This window comes from Lacihabitans lacunae (genome assembly GCF_042649125.1).
Classification (GTDB): domain Bacteria; phylum Bacteroidota; class Bacteroidia; order Cytophagales; family Spirosomataceae; genus Leadbetterella; species Leadbetterella lacunae.
On record NZ_JBHRYQ010000002.1, the window covers coordinates 1 to 19,026 of the forward strand.

Below are 19,026 nucleotides of genomic sequence, written 5' to 3' on the forward strand. Positions count from 1 at the left end.
AAAGGAATGCATAATGCTTTGTTTTGATTATCTATGAATTTATCCTTATTGTCAGATAAGTTTAATTTAGTGTCTGTTATTAAGGTAGAAACAAACAAAGAAGATTTAAAAAATAATTTTAATCCCTTAAGTCCATCTTCTAGGGTAACATTATTTAAATTCAAGTCAGACACCCGAAAAATTTCGAAATTCATGTATTTTTGTTAAATAAAAACCCTAAATATAGACTTTCTTTATGCTACTTCTATTTTTTTGTACACAAAAGCACTTAATTGGTGATGAAAAGAAAATAAACTAACGTGTTTGCAAAAAAAATACTAGTAATTAATACTTATGTACTTTAATGTGATTTTTTAGACAGGCGGCCTTATTCTTGATTTTGTTTTAAGTAAAATTTATTTTATTTAAAATGGATATTAAAAAAATTAAACTTTTAATAATTTATAATTCGGAAAATGAAGCAGAAAAAATTGATAGATATTTGCTAACCTTTGGGTTTAAATTTATATATGCCACCCCCCATTTACCATTAGGGCTACAATTTGCTCGGAAAAATAAAATAGATTTAATTATAGTTAATAGTACAATAAATAATCACAACATTATTAATCGTGTAATGGGAAAAAAATCTTTGGTGGATATGCCGATAGTTTTTTTTACCTATAACCTCGAGGAATATACGGCGTTTGATAAATCAGATAGTTTATTTTACAATAAGCAGGTTGCATTTTTGTTTAGGCCATGCAGCAATAGAAACTTATTTACGACTATTAAATTATTCTATAAAACCAAAAACGAGCTCCTTGATCATGTTTATATAAAAAATTACGTACAAAAAACAGAAAAAGTGTTTTATTCAGATATTCTATTTGTAGAGGCAGGAATTACCTCATGCAAGGTTTATACCCGCTTTGGAGTTTATCATGCTTCGGGCTCTTTACCTAGTTTTTCAAAAAAACTAAATAAACAATTTATTAAAGTCCACGATAAATATATGATAAATCAAGCTCAAATCACGAGTTTTAATGGGACTCACATTCTAATAGAAAACTTTAAAATTCCAATTCAAAGAGTAAATAGTCAAAACCTAAAAAAAATATTTGCAAATTCATCTAAAATGTAACATAATTCTAAAAGTAATTAATGCTTAAAGTGAACCCAAAACATGCTTTTTTACTATATTGTTTAAATTTAAAGTCTGGTGTTCAAGATTCTTGTTCCAATTAAAGAGATACTTATTTCCCGCCAAATATCACGCTACACTTTTTGAATTGGGAAATGCCTCGTTTCAATAATTTTTCTGACATATACGGTCAATTTTGTGTTTAAGACAAAGTCCAAATTCCCTAAGTTGAGACTTTACAGTATCACCTGGCCTATTCCAAAGTATTTGCGGCTCTTTAATTATAAAGAACACAGAATTAAATGAGTGAAAAATTATTATCAAAACTATAATAATGTTCCATTTGTAAATATTGCAGGTAGGCAAGTGGTGATTGCTCGCTTTTTGAAATTATACACCAAATTGCGTTAGCTATCCCCCAATAGAATAGTTCAATTATCAACTCTCAGTTATAATTAACATTTTTAAAAAAAAATTAAAACATTATGCTTCCTAGCCCATTTGCAGTTTTGGCTTTTTTATGGGTGTTTTTAGTTTCGGCCACACTTTCTTATTTTGTTTTCACCCTTATTCGTTTCATACTAAGAAAAACTTCGGGACATAAAGATCATTTTTTCTTCAAAACCTCACATTTTTTTAAATATCTATTGTCAGCCGGAGCTTTCATGTATGTACTTTATTTTATAGCTAACATTTTCGATTTTGAAAAAATTAATAAAATACACGAAGCGTATTTTTTGGTTTATTTTATAACGGGTAGTTTGTACTTTACCAGTTTAGGAGACCTACTGAGTGGGGCAGTAATCCTGATTTTTAGACCTTATAAACGCGGCGATTTTGTACTTATCGGAAATCAAGCGTACCCAGCTATTATTGAGCAGGTACAATTTAAATCTACACGTTTAGTCGAAGATCAAAATGTATCTGTTTCAGTTAGAAACTCAAAGGTTTTGTCAAATGTTATAATTAACATATCTAAAAGTCGATCCAATATCTTTGTTCATACTCAATTCGTTATAGAAAGTCAAGGAAATATGCAGGCTCTTATAGAACTAATTAGGTCAGAGGTAGAGATTATGCCGAAGATTCGTGAGAGGCCCAAAATTAAGATCGACGGTCATACATATCTCACAGACTTTAGTTTAATAGATACATGGGTTTGGTGTAACTCCGAAGATTTTCAGGAGGTACAGCAATTTATGGAATACAATTTGAAACAAATTTTTAAACTTAAAAACATTAAGGTTCTCTAATTTTTTTATTCGGCTCTCAGATGTTTGTATCAGGAATATGATGAATTGGTCAATAAGGGTGGAGAATTTTTCTCTGCTCTTTTTATTTTACTATGACCCACAGCCACTTTTAGTAATGCGTTTAAGTAACCTCTATGATTCATGCATTAAAATATTTTCAGCTGCTCTGATGTAGTCAGCAAGAGTACGAAAGATTAAATGAATTATGGCTATAAAATACTAAGATTGAAACTATTAAAAACTCGTTTGTTAATTTATATTTTGAGAAAGTAAACTATTCTGAATTTAGATTACAAACTGTAGAAGAGAATCTGCAGTACAACCAAATTTAAAAACAAACATAAAAATACCTTAGGTAACCTGTGTCTATTCAAATAGTAAAAAGTCATAAATAAAATTTAAATCTTACAATTTCAAACTTATTTCATCGCTTTGATATGTTGCGGTCTTGCAAGCAAATAAAATGTATGAAGCAAAAAAATGATTTTTTGTCACCAATTTTTACTCTTTCATCACCATTAAATAAGTACATACCTTACTAAAACACTTATATTTAAGTGTATAATTGCTAATAAGATCTTAGTTTGTTTATTAGATTATCAATATATGTATTTTAGTAAAATCCGTTTTTTCTAACAGAAAAAATTTAAAGATATGCATGAAATCATATTCCCTAAATCTAACGTTGTAAGATATTTTTTTAAAATTTAATATTTAAAAAATGCTGTTTAATATTTTTTTAATAATTAAAACCACCTTTCCCATTGACTTACAATCCTTCTCAAGCACCATTGCCTTTGCATTCCTAATTTTTATTTTACTTTATTTTATCGCTCTAAATAATATTAGGAGAATAAATGCTGAACAAATAAAATTCAAGAACAGAGTAAAAATTATTTTACACGATCTGCGGTCCCCCATTTCAAGCTACTTAGGACTAGCAGACATGATTTCATATCTTATAAAAAATAAACAGTATGATAAAATTGATTTAATTTCCAAAGAGATAGATGAGTATGCAGGTGAGCTGGAAAAATTGTATATCGACTTAAACAAGTATGTAAATATTGAACATGACAAAGAAACAATTTTAGAGTTTTTCCCACTGGCCCCACTATTAGATAAGGGTCTACTCATTTATTCGCGTATAGCAAAACTGGCCGAAATTTCCATAATCAATGAAGTGAATTTTCAAACTATGGTATATACAAACGATTACCTCTTTTTAACCATGTTTAGAAATGTGTTAGATAATGCCGTAAAGAATAGTAAGCGTGGATCTTCTATAATAGTTTCTGCGGTAGACAATGGCACCAATGTTTGTATTGCTGTCACCAATTTTTCAGCCAATCTCAAGCAAGCTAAAATTAAAGAAATAAATGATTTTTTTAAAACTACTACTACCACTAGTTTGCCAAATTCGAGAATAGGAATGCATATAATAAAAAACTATAGTAAATTACTTCAGATTGAACTTAATATGTCTAATGATTCTGAAAAAATAACGTTTAAATTATATGTTCCTAAAGAACCGCATAACATAACTAAAAAAACAGAAGATGATGATATTGTGGATAAGGCACTAAAAAAAATAGGGCACCTTGGTAACCTAGTAGGTCATAAGCCAAGTAACTTATCTCCATACTAGAACTTGGGAAGCGATTATTGGCCTAAAAATAGAAATATTTCTTAAATCAAAAACCTTCAAACCGAAGCTACCATTTTACTTTATACCTACTTAATAAGCCTCAAAGTTAAAATGTTTGTCAAAAATGAATTTTTATTGAACTCAAAAATCAGTAGAGAATTTAAACCGCCCACATGATTAGCAGTCAATAAGATATTAGGCCTTGGGGTGCTTATAAACAAAAATTAATGGTTAATAAACCCGTACATGTATGCAATATTTTTTTTTAACCGTGCATTTTTTTTTCATTTTAAGAAAAAATCGTGAAGATGATAAAAAATCAAATGTTTTTCTATAGACTTAACCTAAAAATAGCAAAGGGCTAGTTTTAATATTCTTGCCTTCAAAATGAAACTATGAGAGCATTTAATCTTAATATTTTCGCTGATGTTGATTTATCTTTGCCTGTCGCTTCAGGCCATTACGATATTCAAATACGCCAAAGAAAAATCACCCTGCCAAACCTAGAAGAGACAAAAATCTATCGGGCTGGGAGCCAGGCTCTGTTTGGATCAAACCAAACAAACTATTTTTTAGTATGGCCCCATATGGTAGCCTTCCAAATCACCGATAGCCGCATTTACTACCAGACACTAGGAAACATCCCTGCCGGACTTCTCCGCATATTTATTTTGAGTGAAGCACTGGGCATACTGCTCCACCTAAGAGGATTTTTTATGCTGCACGCAAGTGCCATTCAACACAAAGGCCAAGCTACGGTGTTTTTAGGTACGCCAGGGGCAGGCAAATCTACCACCATAGCGGCCTTTGCCAAAGGGGGCTTCCATGTGCTTTCTGACGACCTCGTAGCTATAGCTCCCACGCATCCACCCACCGTCTTGCCGTCTTTTGCCGAAATCAAAATTTGGAAAAACACAGCACTAGGCCTTGGCATCAGTCCTTCAGATTTAAGCCCGGCTTGGGAGGGAAAAGAAAAATATATAATGGCCGTACATGACGCTCTTTATGAAAAACCAGCCTACCCTTTAAAAAAAATTAAAATATTAACCTCACCCACTGATGGATACACCGCAACATCCCCATTGTTAGGGCCAGTGGAGCTACTGAAGCATTTCCCCTTGCCTCACCAATTACTTTCTCACAAAAGCCTCCAAAACCACTTTGAAACCTCTTCCCTGATATTGTCCGAAGCCGAGATAAGCACCCTCACAAGACCCGAGAGCTTTCAAAGCTTATTACATTATGTACAAGATTTTGGTACACTTTAGGTAGCTTTTCTAACTCAACCTCGGTATTGTCCAAAATATATATTGAGTGGCAAAATATAGAAGTTTGGCCTGTCTATAAATTGCTTTTAACACCTTTTATTTAAGAGTAGTCACCTCTTTGAGAAGAAAAACCTTCAATTTGCAAAATAGTTGATAGTATTAATGTATGAATGTAAACCCTGTGACCAAGACAAAAAAAACTCTTCTTGCAGTACAAGACGACATACTACGGATGACGGTTGAAATTTGGCTTTATCGTTCGGATTATTTAATCACCAATGCCTTGAAGAAAGAAGTTGAGGATCTGGATACAATTTTACGGCACAATCATTTTGACGTGGTTATTATTCAAATAGACGCTCACAGACACACCCTCAGTAAATTTTTGCTTATGCTACTCAAGCACCATGTTAAAATACTGTTTATTACCGAAAATAAAGGCCGAATGAAAAAAATTACCGCCAATAGCAATATTGTGCAAATGCTCAGACATCCTTTTGAATATCACGATTTGCTCACTACCCTTCATAAATTATGCAATCCTACACAAGTGGTATACTAAATAACTCTTTTGTGCTAGCCCAAAATAGCACCGCTCAAAGTCACTTTTGCTATTCAGGGACTCTTTGAGCAGTTCTGAAGCCGCCCCCTAATTGTTAGGTACAGTTTTAACTATTCATTGCTTTTAAACACCTGAATTTCAAGTGCCCGTTTTAAAAAAACAAACATAAACATATAGCCTTTATTAAGCTACTTATAACCTTTTAAGCCTGATGGTGAGTAAAATGTTTGTTCTGTGGGTTTAAATTTATCATTTAATGTATTTAATAATTTGCAATTTGAGTAAATATTTTTACCATTTTCTAAATTACGTATTATTCATACTGTCATCGTTTGGTGGTTATTCTGTTATGTCAGCAGACTCTGACATAGCTCAGGGCTTGTATGTTTCTAATGGGGCTTTGGGTATCCATACAAACGCCGAGTTGGTGGTTTTTTCAGATTTACATCTTGACCATGCCAATATAGCCGGCAAGGGTAAACTCACCATAAGTAGCAATACCCCCACAAAGATATTCTCAAAATACAGTACTGTACAAAATCTTAAAATAGCCAATAGTGGTGGTGTTAAGCTCATCGGTCATCTTACTGTTTTAAGTACATTGGAGCTTCAGCAGGGCAGCTTTGATGTCTCTGGTGCGTACTTTGTTTTGAGCGATACGGCCTCGTTAATCAAAACATCTGATGCCAAGTTCATATCCTCACCAGTGGCCATCACACCTTACAGGTCAGCTTTGGTGAGTTATACACCACATGGCACACTCTTTTTAAACATCAAGCACTTCTGCCTTGATTATTATTCGTGGCCATCCACCCGAGAAATAGCATTTAAAATCAACAGATATACCTCCGTCACCACCTCTCCAAAGCACCAACCGCCAATTTATATCCTCTAAATACCGATTAGATACGTTCGCTCAATGTTTATTAATGGTATGCAAGTATATCATATCTAATAGAGAGACGAAACACTACATAAAAAACAAAAAGTAAAACAATTAATGAAAAAAACCGTATTTTTAGTTAGTTTCCTTTTCGCTTGTGCAGGAGCATCTGCCCAAGTAAAAATAGGAAATAACCCCACCACCATCAATGCCAACTCCGTATTGGAGATTGAGAGTACCAACAAAGGCTTGCTACTACCTAGGCTAGCACTTAGTGGAACTGCTCAAGCAGCACCTTTGAGTGCTCACGTAGCAGGTATGGTTGCCTACAACACCGCCACCGTATCCGACGTTACGCCGGGGTACTATTACAACGACGGCACCAAATGGCTAAAGATAGGTGGCAACACTTCCTCTCTATTGAGTGGAGCCACTAATCCTGTAGCCGCTACGGGTTCAAACGGTGATTTCTACCTTAATACTGCCACCAATACGCTCTTTGGCCCCAAAGCCTCGGGTGCATGGCCAGCTACAGGTGCATCTTTAGTAGGCCCGGCGGGTCCTGCAGGTACCAATGCCACAGTAACAGGTACTGCCCCCATTGTAGTGGCCTCTGGTGTGGTAAGCCTTGCAGATGTTGGAGTTACCACAGCTAAGCTGGCCGATGGAGCAGTGACAGCCGCCAAACTTAATCAGATGGCAGCCACTACAGGTCAAGTATTAAAATGGAACGGTACAGCTTGGGCACCGGCCTCTAATGTTGGAGCCATAACTTTGGTAAGCTCGGCTACCTTTACAGCCACAGCTACACACGAGACCATTCTGTGCGATGTGCCTACGGGTGGTATGACCCTCACTTTGCCATCTGCGGCCACTAATACTGGCAAGATACTAACTATTAGAAAAGTAGATGAGGATAACGACGTGCTTACTTTCTCGGCTCCACTGAGCTGGTCTGCCACAAGCACCGTCACTACCCTCAACTACCTCAGAACCCTCACCATACAAAGTGATGGCACCAAATGGTGGATAATAACAGAATAATTATTATATAAAAACAAATTTTTACAATAATGAAAAAAATAATTCAATTCTTTATGCTTGCATTAATAACCTTGGGTTACAATGCCACAGCTCAAGTAAAATTAGGAGATAATCCTACTTCTATTGACAACAGTGCAGCCTTAGAAATAGAAAGTACAACCAAAGGCCTTTTAACCCCAAGAATGACCGAGGCACAACGTACTGCCATTGCTTCACCTGCTAATGGTTTAGTTGTATATCAAACAGATGCAACAGCAGGATTTTATTTCTATGATGGTACTACATGGTCAAGATTGATTACAAAATCAGATGGTATACCCCGTTTAACAACAACAGAAAGAGATGCAATAGCTCCAACAGCGGGTACGCTTATTTTCAATACAACTGCTAATCGACTTGAAATCTATGGTGGTGTAGATGCAGCAGCGTGGGCTGGAATAGGAGAGTTTACCAATTTAGTTAATACCAATACTACTCCTAGTGGAGCAGCAGGTATTATTTTTAACAGGTATAATGGACCTCATAGTGCACTATCGCCAAACACTATTCCTCTTACTGATGGATATAGAACAGGAGTACTTTCTTTTGACGGAAATGATGCTGCTGGAAATCAAGTAACAGGATCAAGGATAGAAACTGTAGTTGATGGAACAGTTGGTATTGGCTCTTTACCTGTTGCGATTCGATTTGATATTCGTAATCAAGGTACTTCATCTCGAACAACCATGTTGTCTATGAGATCATCAACAGCAAATGTTGGTATAAATACCAATTCTCCAATTGGTTCGGCGATTTTAGATGTAACTTCTACTACTAAAGGATTTTTGCCACCTCGTATGACTTCTGCTCAGATGGGTCAAATTCCTAATGCGGCAGAGGGGTTGGTGGTGTATTGTACCAATTGCACACCCAAAGGTTTGCGTGTTTTTAATGGAACCAGTTGGGAGGATATGAACGGTAATGCAACAGCACCGGCTGCCTTTACATTTACTGGAAATTATTACCACCAGCCTAATTTTTATGCTGGGAAAGTAATGGATACTGAAAACATTCTATTTTTAGAAGTGAATGTAACTACTGCCGGACAAATTACTATTTCGAGCGGTACTGCAAATGGATATTCTTTTTCAGGTATACCTATAACAACCAATACTGGCATTCAATATATTAAAGTTATAGCTTCAGGCTTACAAAGTGCATTTAATACATCAGGTGATAACTTTACCATTACGGGGGTGGGTACCACTACACAAACACAAGCAGTAACAATTAACCATGTTCAATTGGGTAGTGCTTTTACCAGTTTTTCAAATGGTTCGGAGAATTTTAGTGACAATGCTTCTTGTGCTCCACAAATTATCAGTACTACATCAGCGGGTAACTGTCCTGCCACGGTTACCGTGGGTAGCAATACTTACAACACAGTGTTTATAAACGGTCAATGTTGGTTTAGAGAAAACCTGAAGCAATCACCCACCACACCTTGTGCCGATGCTATCAACACAGGATGTAATGTGTGGACTAATACCAGTGCTGGTACTGACTATACTAGATGGGGGTATTACAACACTACTATTGTCAATGGTTCTGCAGGCTGGGGTACCACCGAACCTGCTGCTGGTGAAGGCTTATTGTACCAATGGAATGCTGCTATGAATGGAAGTACCCTTGAAAGATCTAAAGGTGTTTGCCCTGCAGGATGGCACATACCATCTGATTGTGAATTCAGGTATTTAGAGCATGGTTTAGGAATGAGTATAGCCCAGCAGAACACTGGTAATACGTGGAGAACTTCAGGAACAGTTGGCTCTAAATTATCTACCTTAACCAGCAGTGGTACAAACTCTTCTGGATTTACTGCACTGATACCTGGTTTCCGTAATGAAAGTGCAGGAGCATTTCAAGTTAGAAATACATCAACTTGGTTTTGGACTTCTAGTCAAGGTAGCACCAATACCACCGCTAGGGCACGATCACTTGCAAGTACCCAAACCGGTATATATTTTGGTCAGGCACCTCAAGGTAGAGGGTACTCAGTTCGTTGTTTGAAGGATTATTAATTATAATTGAATATCTTTTGAAATTCGAATTTAAAAAGGGGGGTAGAGTTAAGCTACCACCCTTTTTTTAAAAAAATAAAGCAATGCATCCATTAAAAAATCTTACAATGAATATTAATTCAAGACATAGCTTCAAAATTGCAAAATTAAGAGCGATAAGTTTTTTTATTTATTTACTAATTTCATCAGTAAGTGCTTACGCTCAAGACAGCATTCGCATCAGCGGTCAATTGCACAACAATACCCAATTTGCCAAAGTGGTGGTTCAGAAATTTGGCATTGGCGTTTTTGATATAGTTGCTGTTCCCATTGACAAAGAAACAGGTAAATTTTTCATTACAGCTCCTGCAGATGTAGAACCTGGTATTTATCGCTTTAAATATAGCCAAACGGGTTATGGTGATTTTATAGATGTAATAATTAACGGTAAAGACATGGATATAGCATTTAGTATAGATGTCAGTAAAGAACCTGATAAGAGATTTCCGCATTTCACAGCTTCAAAGGAGAATGCTGCTTGGCATCAATTTGATCAATCTCAAAAAGCTGCCTTGGGTGCCATCCGTGTTCAAGAAGATTTTTTGTTTAATTACCCCAATAAAACAGGTAAAACTTATCAAACCATTGTAGCGGAGTATGAAAAAGCCAAAAAAGTATACCAAAAACAACACGAGTTGTTTGTGAACAAAACCCCATATTATTGGGCAAAAGCTAAAGCACAATACAGCAAAGTATATTTCACCAATTTAACCGATCACCCAAGAATACAACAATTTGCATTACATGAAAATTTTTGGGAAGACAAACCTACTACTAATGTCCAGCTGTTGAATAGCCCTATATATATCGATGCTATTTTAGATTATTTACAATATTACATGAATCCAAACATGGAATTTGGAGAGGAAGAGCAGAATAGCGGTTTTAAAAAATGTGTAGATACCATCATGCTACTTTATGGAAAAGAAGAAACCACAAAAGAGTTTGCCCTTAAATACCTGCAAATAGGATTTAAAGAAATAGGAAAAGAAACGGTTTTACAGTATTTAGATGAAAAATATGCTGCTAATGCCCAATGTACAGAAGATGATGATGAACTCAAGAAACGTTTGGCAGGATATGAGGCACTGAAAATAGGAAACCAAGCACCTAATATTACTTTTACTGACAGGGAAGGAAAAGAAAAAACGCTTCTTGATTTCAAACAAGATAGAATAATAGTAGTTTTTTGGGCAAGTTGGTGCCCGCATTGTATGCTAGAAGTACCAAAACTTAACGAATGGGCAAAAAACAATCCCAACACAAAGGTTATAGCCATTAGTTTAGATGAAGATAAAACCGCCTATGAAACCGCCATTGCCAACTTTACCAATCTATCGCACTACTGCGATTTCAAAAAATGGAATAGTAAAGCAGTAGCAGATTATTACGTGTATGGTACACCTACATTTGTTGTCTTAAACAAAGACAAAAAAATAGTAGGTAAGTTTTCTGGATTTGCATCTATTGAAAAACTCTGAAAATAAGATTTTTTATTGCGGACTAACGTTTGCACTAGCATGTCAACATCCCAAAATTTGGTATTCAATTCTATTATTAAAAAAAATCTGCCTTAATACTAAGCTCTATTGTGTGTGACGGTATCCCTCTTTCCAAAAGACAACTAGTCTTAAAACTGCTCTATTTGTAACTAACGAAAGTATGTTTTATAATTACGGATTTCCAAAATATTAAATATATCAAAACCACTACAATGATTTTGTGCAATATGTAAAGGTAAAATGAATAACTTAAATTTCTTTATGAATTGACTTTGTACAAGGTTACTACTGAATTACAATTTTCGCTATGGGTCAATTAGACCTCAAAAGTTAATTTGAGCAAAACAGTTCCATACCTTTTTAAGCACCCTAGGTCTAGTAAGTAATCTTTCTGTACACCTACATATTGAAGCTCCGCCATCAACCCGAGCGAAAGCTTAGAGTATATTGAATTTTATCAACCTTTTTATGCAACTCGTAACCTATTTTCATGCTATTTAACAATACTTGGCCATTTTTTAGCTCTATTAATATAGTATTTTGATTGTAAAAAATTTGAAGTATGCCTATAATTAAATTGTCAGTCATAAATTTTTAGAAAATGCTTGTGTTTTTGAAACGCTACATTTCGTTTATTTTGATTTTTAACTTGATATGCAAGCAAGCAATTGCATTCAGTCCAGCAGTAAATGGGATAAAAATTGATTTGGCCTTGCAGAGTAGCTATAATAGATTTTCTGATGGGAGAACATCATTTACCATAAAATTAAAGAACCAGGGAGGTACTTTGGCCAACAACATAATAGTCAAGGACATACTGCCAATTAATTTTCAAATCGAAAATATTACAGTTTCAAAGGGGCTACATTCATTAACTGCGAATTCCATTTTATGGGAAATCGGTACCATGACAAGCAGTGAATCGGAGCATACCATTATTATAACTGGCAAACTATCTGCAGCTAAGGATTTCTCTCACAATCAAGCCGAAATTATTCAGGTGTCAGAAGAAGATCTCGATAGCACACCCAACAACCAAAGTCCCTGTGAAGACGATATGACATTTGTTACGGTGGGGGGAAATGTGAACAATTGTTATACCAATGATTCAGCACTTCAGTTATCGGCGGTTCAGGGTTTTAATACTTATACTTGGTATAAAAACGGCCAAGTAATTAATGGTTCGAGCACAAAACAACTATTGGTTCAAAGCGAAGGTAATTATGGTTTCAAGGCAACTTTCACACAAACAGGGCAAGCTTGTACGTATGCCTCATCCGACTCAATAAAAATAAGTACAATACAACCTACCGAATTTCAAACCCAAGTCACCCAGCCCAGCTGTTCTTTGTCCAATGGCTCCATTAAAATAACCATTACCACAGGGCTTGAACCCATAGAGTTTAGCAAAGATAGCCTGACCTTCGGCCATGAGAATCTTTTTCAGAACCTTTTATCTGGGACTTACAACATATTTATTAAAGATGCAAAATCTTGCATCACAAAAAAAACAATCAATTTGGAGACCATTTCAAATGACATCACCATCTCCAGTAATTTCGTTTGCGACTCTTCAAATACCGCCCAACTTTTCTTAAATGCTTCGGGCGGAAATCCACCTTACCAATACAACGACGGATCGGGATTCAAAATAGCCAACCAATTCCGCAAGCCCAACGGCACATTTAGTTTCGAGATAAAAGACACCAAAGGCTGTACCAAAGGGTATAGCACTACCATCAGCTGCAATAACCTCTGTGCAGATACTACTTTTAAAGTTTGTACAGGTGCCATCATCTCGCAATTAATATCAGTACCCAATGGCTTTAAAGACATCCAATGGTACAAAAACGATACCCTGCTAATTGGCCAACAAGCCCAAACATATACTATAAAAAGCCCTGGTACATACACCTTCAAGGCTCGCAAAATAAACCAGGACAGTACACAACAAAAAACCAAAGGCTGTAACTTCATAATGTTAGTTATTCCACCTGCCACTTTTCAAGTTCAAGTAACCAACGAAAGTTGCAAAAATTTAACCAAAGGAAAATTGGAAGTCACTAACCTTGTGGGAGAAGCACCCTTTACTTTTGGTATAAACAACAACCCATTTCAATCCAATGCAATATTCAAAGACCTAAACGCTGGATCTTATAATGTTAACGTAAAAGATAAAACAGGCTATCAAACTACGCTAAAAAACCAAAAAATAGAACTTGACTCCGTTCTTCTACCACCCGAAATTACTACAGACAAACAACTGATTTGTTCCTTTGAAAAAGCAAACCTATTAGCCTCTATTTGTCAGGACTCGGCCAGCATAGTTTGGTCAAATAATGTAATTAACCTGAACCTTATAAATGTTGGAGAGGGCACCTATACTGCAAGATGTAAAAACACTTGCGGTATAAGCCCACCCTCCAACCAAATCACAATCTCAAAGATTAGTGATACGCCCATTCCATTTATAGGTGTTTCAAAATCAGTGGATTGCAACGGAGAATCCGTAAAGCTCACAACTAACTTTTGCACGGGCAATCTAATTTGGAATACGGGCGAAAAAACGGCTATCATTACAGTTAATAAATCAGGAACCTACACTGCCCTGTGTGAGGCCCCTTGTGGCAACACGCAGGCTAGCATCACCATTACAATTAACGTCACACCAACACTCGTGGCACCCATTATTAAACCCGATTCATTCTTTGTAAAAGACGGTCAAAAAGTTACATTGATGGCCAGTGCATGTAACATAGGAAACGTGGTATGGTCAACCCAAGAGAAAACCCCCTCAATCAAGGTGGGTCCTGGCAAATACTTTGCTTTTTGTGAAACTGCTTGTGGAAAAAGCAGCTCCTCAGATACCCTTGAAATTAAGAACGAAAAACCGCCATTTTCACCCATAATATCATCCACAAAATTACAAATTTGTGAAGGTGAACTTGTCACATTACTTGCAAACGGCTGTATAGACGACACCGTAGTCTGGTCAAACGGTGCCTTAGGAAAGTCTATCATTACAAAACCGGCAAAAACAACTACCTATTTTGCAAAATGCAAAAAAGCTGACAAACTTGATGTCTCCAACACAGTGACAATAACGGTGAGTAATCCTACTAAACCTGTTCTTTCCGCTGCAAAAAACAACTATTTGTGCTGGAGAACCTGTCAAAATAACAGCCAAAAACTGCTTGCAGGAGGCAATATGGTCAAATACTCAAAAAGGGCCAGAAATTACGGTAGCCCCTACATCGGCGACAAAATATTTTGCTTTTTGTAAAGACAACAACTGCGTAAGTGCATCATCGGATACACTTCTAATTGGAGTGTTCAGTAAAAATGCACCAAAAATCAGTGCCCTTAAAAGCCAAGTTTGCCTGGGAGATACCATCCAGCTACGAGCAAATGGCTGCACAGGCAAAGTGGAATGGTCAAATGGCTCAACTGGTGAAACTTTAAAAGAGAAAACCAAAATAAGCGGTGTTCAGAACTACACAGCAAAGTGTGTTTCAGATACTTTACAATGTGAAAGTCAAGTGTCAGATAGCCTAAAAATCACAGTGCTTGAAAAAATTTCCAAACCTACAGTTCTCCAATCCTTAAGAAATACTTGTCCAGTACAATTCGTAAATCTTAATAACGCAACATCCATCGATTCCCAATCCACCAGTTCAGTCTTCCTTTTCAAAAATGATTCTTTACAGACTGCTGAAACGATATCAGACCCAACCAAAATAGCGGTAAGTGGCATTTATTATATTTTTAAAAAATCTACGGACGGCTGCTTGTCCGCCCCATCTGCCATAGCTGTAGGAATATCAGACTGCTCCTCAACAACCAAAACAGATACAGTAGATATACAGGTAAGGAAATCGGCAAATGTTTCGGTTGCAGATATCAACAGCAAAGTTTTTTATAGAATAGTAATAAAAAAACACCAGAAAGACCATGGCCACTAACGTCCAAGTTGTTGACTTCTTACCACAAAATATAGAACTCATAGCCTTGAGTAGCAACGCCAAGTTTAAAAATGGTCTAATTTTCATAAGCATTCCCTTCTTAAAAATAGAGGACTCCGTTGTAGTATTATACGAGGTGAAAACCACAGGTACTGGCCTAATTAGAAATACTGCTGCACTTATAACGCTTGACCAAACAGATGCCAACTCAGCAAACAATGAAAGCACAGTGGTTATTAATCCTTACGACAACAATAGTCCACTTGGGCTAAGTAAAGAATTAATTTACCTCTATAGGGTAGGAGAGAGGCTTTTCGATCTATCTTTTAACTTTAAAATAACCAATACTAGCCCCAAAGGCCTAAGAAACCTCCAACTATCCGACGATTTATCAAAAACTTTCGGGTCATCAGTAAGTATTAATGATATTTTGTTATCGTCTGAAAACGATTCTAAAATCGTATTAAATCCAAACTATTCGGGTTTCCCTCCAAATACAAACCTATTAATTGAATCTTTAAGTTACATAAACCCCAACGATACCCTAAACATTAAACTGGGATTCAAAATATTCTTAGAAGATTCCTTGAAAAATATTTTTTATAACTCAGCACGTATTGAAATCTCAAATGACCCCAATACATTCGATATTTCTACAGATGGCCAAAATCCAGACCCCGATAATAACGGAAAAACTTCTGACAACAATACCCCCACCTTAATTAACCTTAAACAACCTAAGCTCAACCCTATTGCTGTTACTCTTAGTGTGATTGATACTACACTACTCGCATATAATACTTTTAAGGTGCGATACATGGTTCTCCTAAAAAACCAAACAAATTCCACCCTCACAAATCTAATTATAAGCGATTCCTTGAGCAAATTCTTGCCCAATGGCATGCCGTTTTACATTTCAGAAAAACCATTGGTGTCTACCACAAGCTCAATCAAAACAAACCCTAATTTCAATGGTTCCTCAGACACTTACCTTACACTACCCACCTCAACAATCAAACCCAGTGCACAGGATACGCTTATTTTTGGCTTAACATTTAACTTCAATTCCTTCCTAGGGCCATATCATAACCAAGTTCGTGCATCAGTCAAAGATTCATCAGACAACACCTATTTTGATGTATCCAACAACGGCCCATTAACATTGTCTTGGCTTCAAGACACCACAACCTTTTATATAAACCCTTCAACATTCCCGGTAGAAACATTAATAAGTGTTCCAGGAGGATTTTCTCCAAACGATGATGGCATCAATGATGAGCTAAACATAGAACTATTAAAGAATGTGGCCATAGATAAATTCGTGGTTTACAACAGGTACGGAGCTAAAATTCATGAAGTCAACAATATTTCTCAAAATACCGAAACGATTTCTTGGAACGGTAAAAATAGGGATACGAACAGCTTAGTTCCAGAGGGTACCTATTATTATGCCATTTATATTAACAATTCAAATAAGCCAATCCTAGGCTTCATTACAATCAAAAAATGAAATTAAACCTTCCTGTAAATATGTATCGTTTAGCTATAGACCTGTTTTCTATTTTCTGCTTCACGAATTTTTCACTATCAGCACAAGGGCTTTGTGATAGAACTGACTTATTGAAAGGAAATTTCGACACTAATACCGATCAGATATGCCAATCGTCTTCCTTGGTAGTAACAGACAAATCCGGTGCCTCAGAACTGAAATATATTTTTGACTACCAAGGCCAAAGTCTCGAAGACGCTTTAGGTATTGCCCAAAATCAAACCAGTCATATTTTTCCGGCTTTAACCAATCCTAAAAGCTATACTGTTCTTCAACTTGGCAAACGAAACGGCAACACCACCGTGGCGTGTAAAAACATCATTGTCAGGCCAAACAACACGCCACTGCACAGTTACTCAGTATGCCAATCAACGGTGGATTTTAGTATACCCCTTAACCCCATAAACGACTTCGATTCTTACGTCCTCGAATTTGGCTCAGGGCAACCACCAATATTTTTTTCAAAAGCTCAACTGCCATTCTCAGTCCAAAAAACCTTCAATTTGCCACAGAGCTATAAAGTTACCGGAAGATATACCGATCCCAGCAAAAACTGCTCTCTCAATTATGGTTTTCAAACTATTCCGCTTCGAAATCCCAACATAGAATTACCTTTTACGCCGCAAATTTCAAAAGTAGAGCTAATAACGCTAAAAAACGTAAAAATTGATTACAACGGACCCTTTGTGCCTGACCCTCAATTTAACCTGTATAGGTACGAAAAAGAGCAATACCAATCAGCTACACCAATAAAAACAGGTATTTTACCGGGTATTTATACATTCGATATTCCTGACTCTACAAAATCTTATTGCTTTTTTGTCAGACGAAATACCACCTGCGGCGGCCAAATTGTAGAATCAGCAGAAGTATGCACCATACCCATAATTTCCACAAAATTTGACCCACAAAACGCAAAGAATGACATCTCATGGATAGCGTATCAAAAAACATTAAAGAGCAGAACAGTACCCCCCTTAGGTACAGCAGCTCAAGCCACCATGTCGCTCAAGCAAAAGCTTATTATCAACAAACTCGATACTCCTAATCAAATTGGAGAAGTTGAATTAACAACAAACACATTCATGCATGGCCCTCTTGATTGCTTCACAAAATACACCTATCAAGTTTGGCAAGAAATCAATGGTACCACCAATTTTACCAAATTTAGAGGATTAAGTATTTCCAATAAGGTAAGTTTTGATCCACAATTAATAGTACCACCAGCTCCTACCAACCTCTGGGTAAATACAGAGGTCTTTAATCAGATTTATTACAAAGAAAATCTGAGCGAATGGCCAATAGAGCAAAACAAATGGTATTTGCTGAAACTTCAAGAAAATACATATAAAGTACTAGACAGTTCCTTTGTTAAAAACTCCTTTTTTACAGACAACACTACACCGATAAAACAAGAAACCTATAAAATCGCCTACAAAGACAAATGTGATAGACTTTCACAATATTCAGAACCTGTCAACTCAATTTTTCTAAGCATCAACGATCTAGCCGAAATAAATTGGACTCAGGATACACCATTTGGAAATAGCAATACCTCAGGCTACCAACTGATATACCAAGCCGAAGGCACAGAAAATACAATCGATACATTTCCAAAAGAAAAATCAGCAAGCAATCTCGATTTAGACAAATTCTCGTCTGACGGTAAACTAAAAATTGTAGCTGAATCAAATAATTCCAGTTATCCTTCAGTTGCTTCAAATAGCGTAGATCTAAATCTCCCATTCAAGCTATTTATACCCACAATTTTTACCCCCAACAACGACGGCATAAACGACTTGATGGAAATAAAAACCTTAAAAAGTAAAATAAGATCTTTCGAGATGAAAATTTTCGATCGTCTAGGGAACGAAATCTCAAACACAGATGAAATAGAATCTAGGTGGGACGGGAAAGCCAACGGGAAAAATGTACCCACTGGAAATTACCAATACCAAATTACTCTCACTTTAACCAATAACACCACCAGTATACACAAAGGAAATATTTATGTAGTCAATAATTAAACCTAAGTTTTACGAAAATAAATACTCTTTATACACCAAAAACTGCATTTTATCCACCAACACATTAGATACACTTGAAAAACATTTTTAAACCTATGTTTTTTGC

Annotated in this window: 14 protein-coding genes; 13 read left to right on the forward strand and 1 reads right to left on the reverse strand. The window is 36.1% G+C overall.

All coding sequences use genetic code 11. The features are described 5' to 3' along the window. Positions 1-194 (reverse strand): hypothetical protein (locus ACFOOI_RS21505; protein ID WP_379840240.1); only part of this gene is annotated, 194 nt, incomplete at its 3' end. 422 nt (positions 195-616) lie between these two features. Here ACFOOI_RS21505 and ACFOOI_RS21510 point away from each other — a divergent pair. From ACFOOI_RS21510 to ACFOOI_RS21570, 13 genes are all read left to right on the forward strand, one after another. Continuing rightward, positions 617-1,123 (forward strand): LytTR family transcriptional regulator DNA-binding domain-containing protein, encoded by a 507-nt coding sequence (locus ACFOOI_RS21510; protein WP_379840242.1) that lies wholly within the window; start codon positions 617-619, stop codon positions 1,121-1,123. A gap of 485 nt (positions 1,124-1,608) precedes the next feature. Further along, positions 1,609-2,376 carry a mechanosensitive ion channel domain-containing protein gene (locus tag ACFOOI_RS21515; protein WP_379840243.1) on the forward strand — a complete coding sequence of 256 codons (768 nt, stop codon included), beginning with the start codon at positions 1,609-1,611 and terminating at the stop codon, positions 2,374-2,376. Positions 2,377-3,097: 721 nt separating this feature from the next. Beyond that, positions 3,098-4,024 (forward strand): sensor histidine kinase, encoded by a 927-nt coding sequence (locus ACFOOI_RS21520; RefSeq protein ID WP_379840244.1) that lies wholly within the window; start codon positions 3,098-3,100, stop codon positions 4,022-4,024. 395 nt (positions 4,025-4,419) lie between these two features. Beyond that, positions 4,420-5,292, forward strand: a complete 873-nt coding sequence (locus tag ACFOOI_RS21525) for a serine kinase (protein ID WP_379840245.1) — start codon at positions 4,420-4,422, stop codon at positions 5,290-5,292. A gap of 181 nt (positions 5,293-5,473) precedes the next feature. After that, positions 5,474-5,854, forward strand: a complete 381-nt coding sequence (locus ACFOOI_RS21530; RefSeq protein WP_379840246.1) for a hypothetical protein — start codon at positions 5,474-5,476, stop codon at positions 5,852-5,854. Positions 5,855-6,131: 277 nt separating this feature from the next. Continuing rightward, a complete protein-coding gene (locus ACFOOI_RS21535) occupies positions 6,132-6,749 on the forward strand; it encodes a hypothetical protein (RefSeq protein WP_379840247.1) in 618 nt (205 codons plus the stop codon). Between the two features lie 105 nt (positions 6,750-6,854). Further along, positions 6,855-7,781, forward strand: a complete 927-nt coding sequence (locus ACFOOI_RS21540) for a hypothetical protein (protein ID WP_379840248.1) — start codon at positions 6,855-6,857, stop codon at positions 7,779-7,781. A gap of 29 nt (positions 7,782-7,810) precedes the next feature. Continuing rightward, complete coding sequence (locus ACFOOI_RS21545; RefSeq protein ID WP_379840249.1) at positions 7,811-9,841, forward strand: fibrobacter succinogenes major paralogous domain-containing protein; 2,031 nt, start codon at positions 7,811-7,813, stop codon at positions 9,839-9,841. A gap of 107 nt (positions 9,842-9,948) precedes the next feature. Then, on the forward strand, positions 9,949-11,361 hold the full coding sequence (locus tag ACFOOI_RS21550; RefSeq protein ID WP_379840250.1) for a TlpA family protein disulfide reductase: 1,413 nt from the start codon (positions 9,949-9,951) through the stop codon (positions 11,359-11,361). A gap of 622 nt (positions 11,362-11,983) precedes the next feature. After that, a complete protein-coding gene (locus ACFOOI_RS21555) occupies positions 11,984-14,665 on the forward strand; it encodes a hypothetical protein (protein ID WP_379840251.1) in 2,682 nt (893 codons plus the stop codon). Beyond that, a complete protein-coding gene (locus tag ACFOOI_RS21560) occupies positions 14,577-15,344 on the forward strand; it encodes a hypothetical protein (protein WP_379840252.1) in 768 nt (255 codons plus the stop codon). The genes ACFOOI_RS21555 and ACFOOI_RS21560 overlap by 89 nt, the downstream gene beginning before the upstream one ends. Further along, positions 15,334-16,854, forward strand: a complete 1,521-nt coding sequence (locus ACFOOI_RS21565) for a T9SS type B sorting domain-containing protein (protein ID WP_379840253.1) — start codon at positions 15,334-15,336, stop codon at positions 16,852-16,854. The genes ACFOOI_RS21560 and ACFOOI_RS21565 overlap by 11 nt, the downstream gene beginning before the upstream one ends. After that, positions 16,851-18,920: a T9SS type B sorting domain-containing protein gene (locus ACFOOI_RS21570; RefSeq protein ID WP_379840254.1), complete on the forward strand. Its 2,070-nt coding sequence runs from the start codon at positions 16,851-16,853 to the stop codon at positions 18,918-18,920. Before ACFOOI_RS21565 ends, ACFOOI_RS21570 begins: the two co-directional genes overlap by 4 nt. The last annotated feature ends 106 nt before the right edge of the window (positions 18,921-19,026 follow it).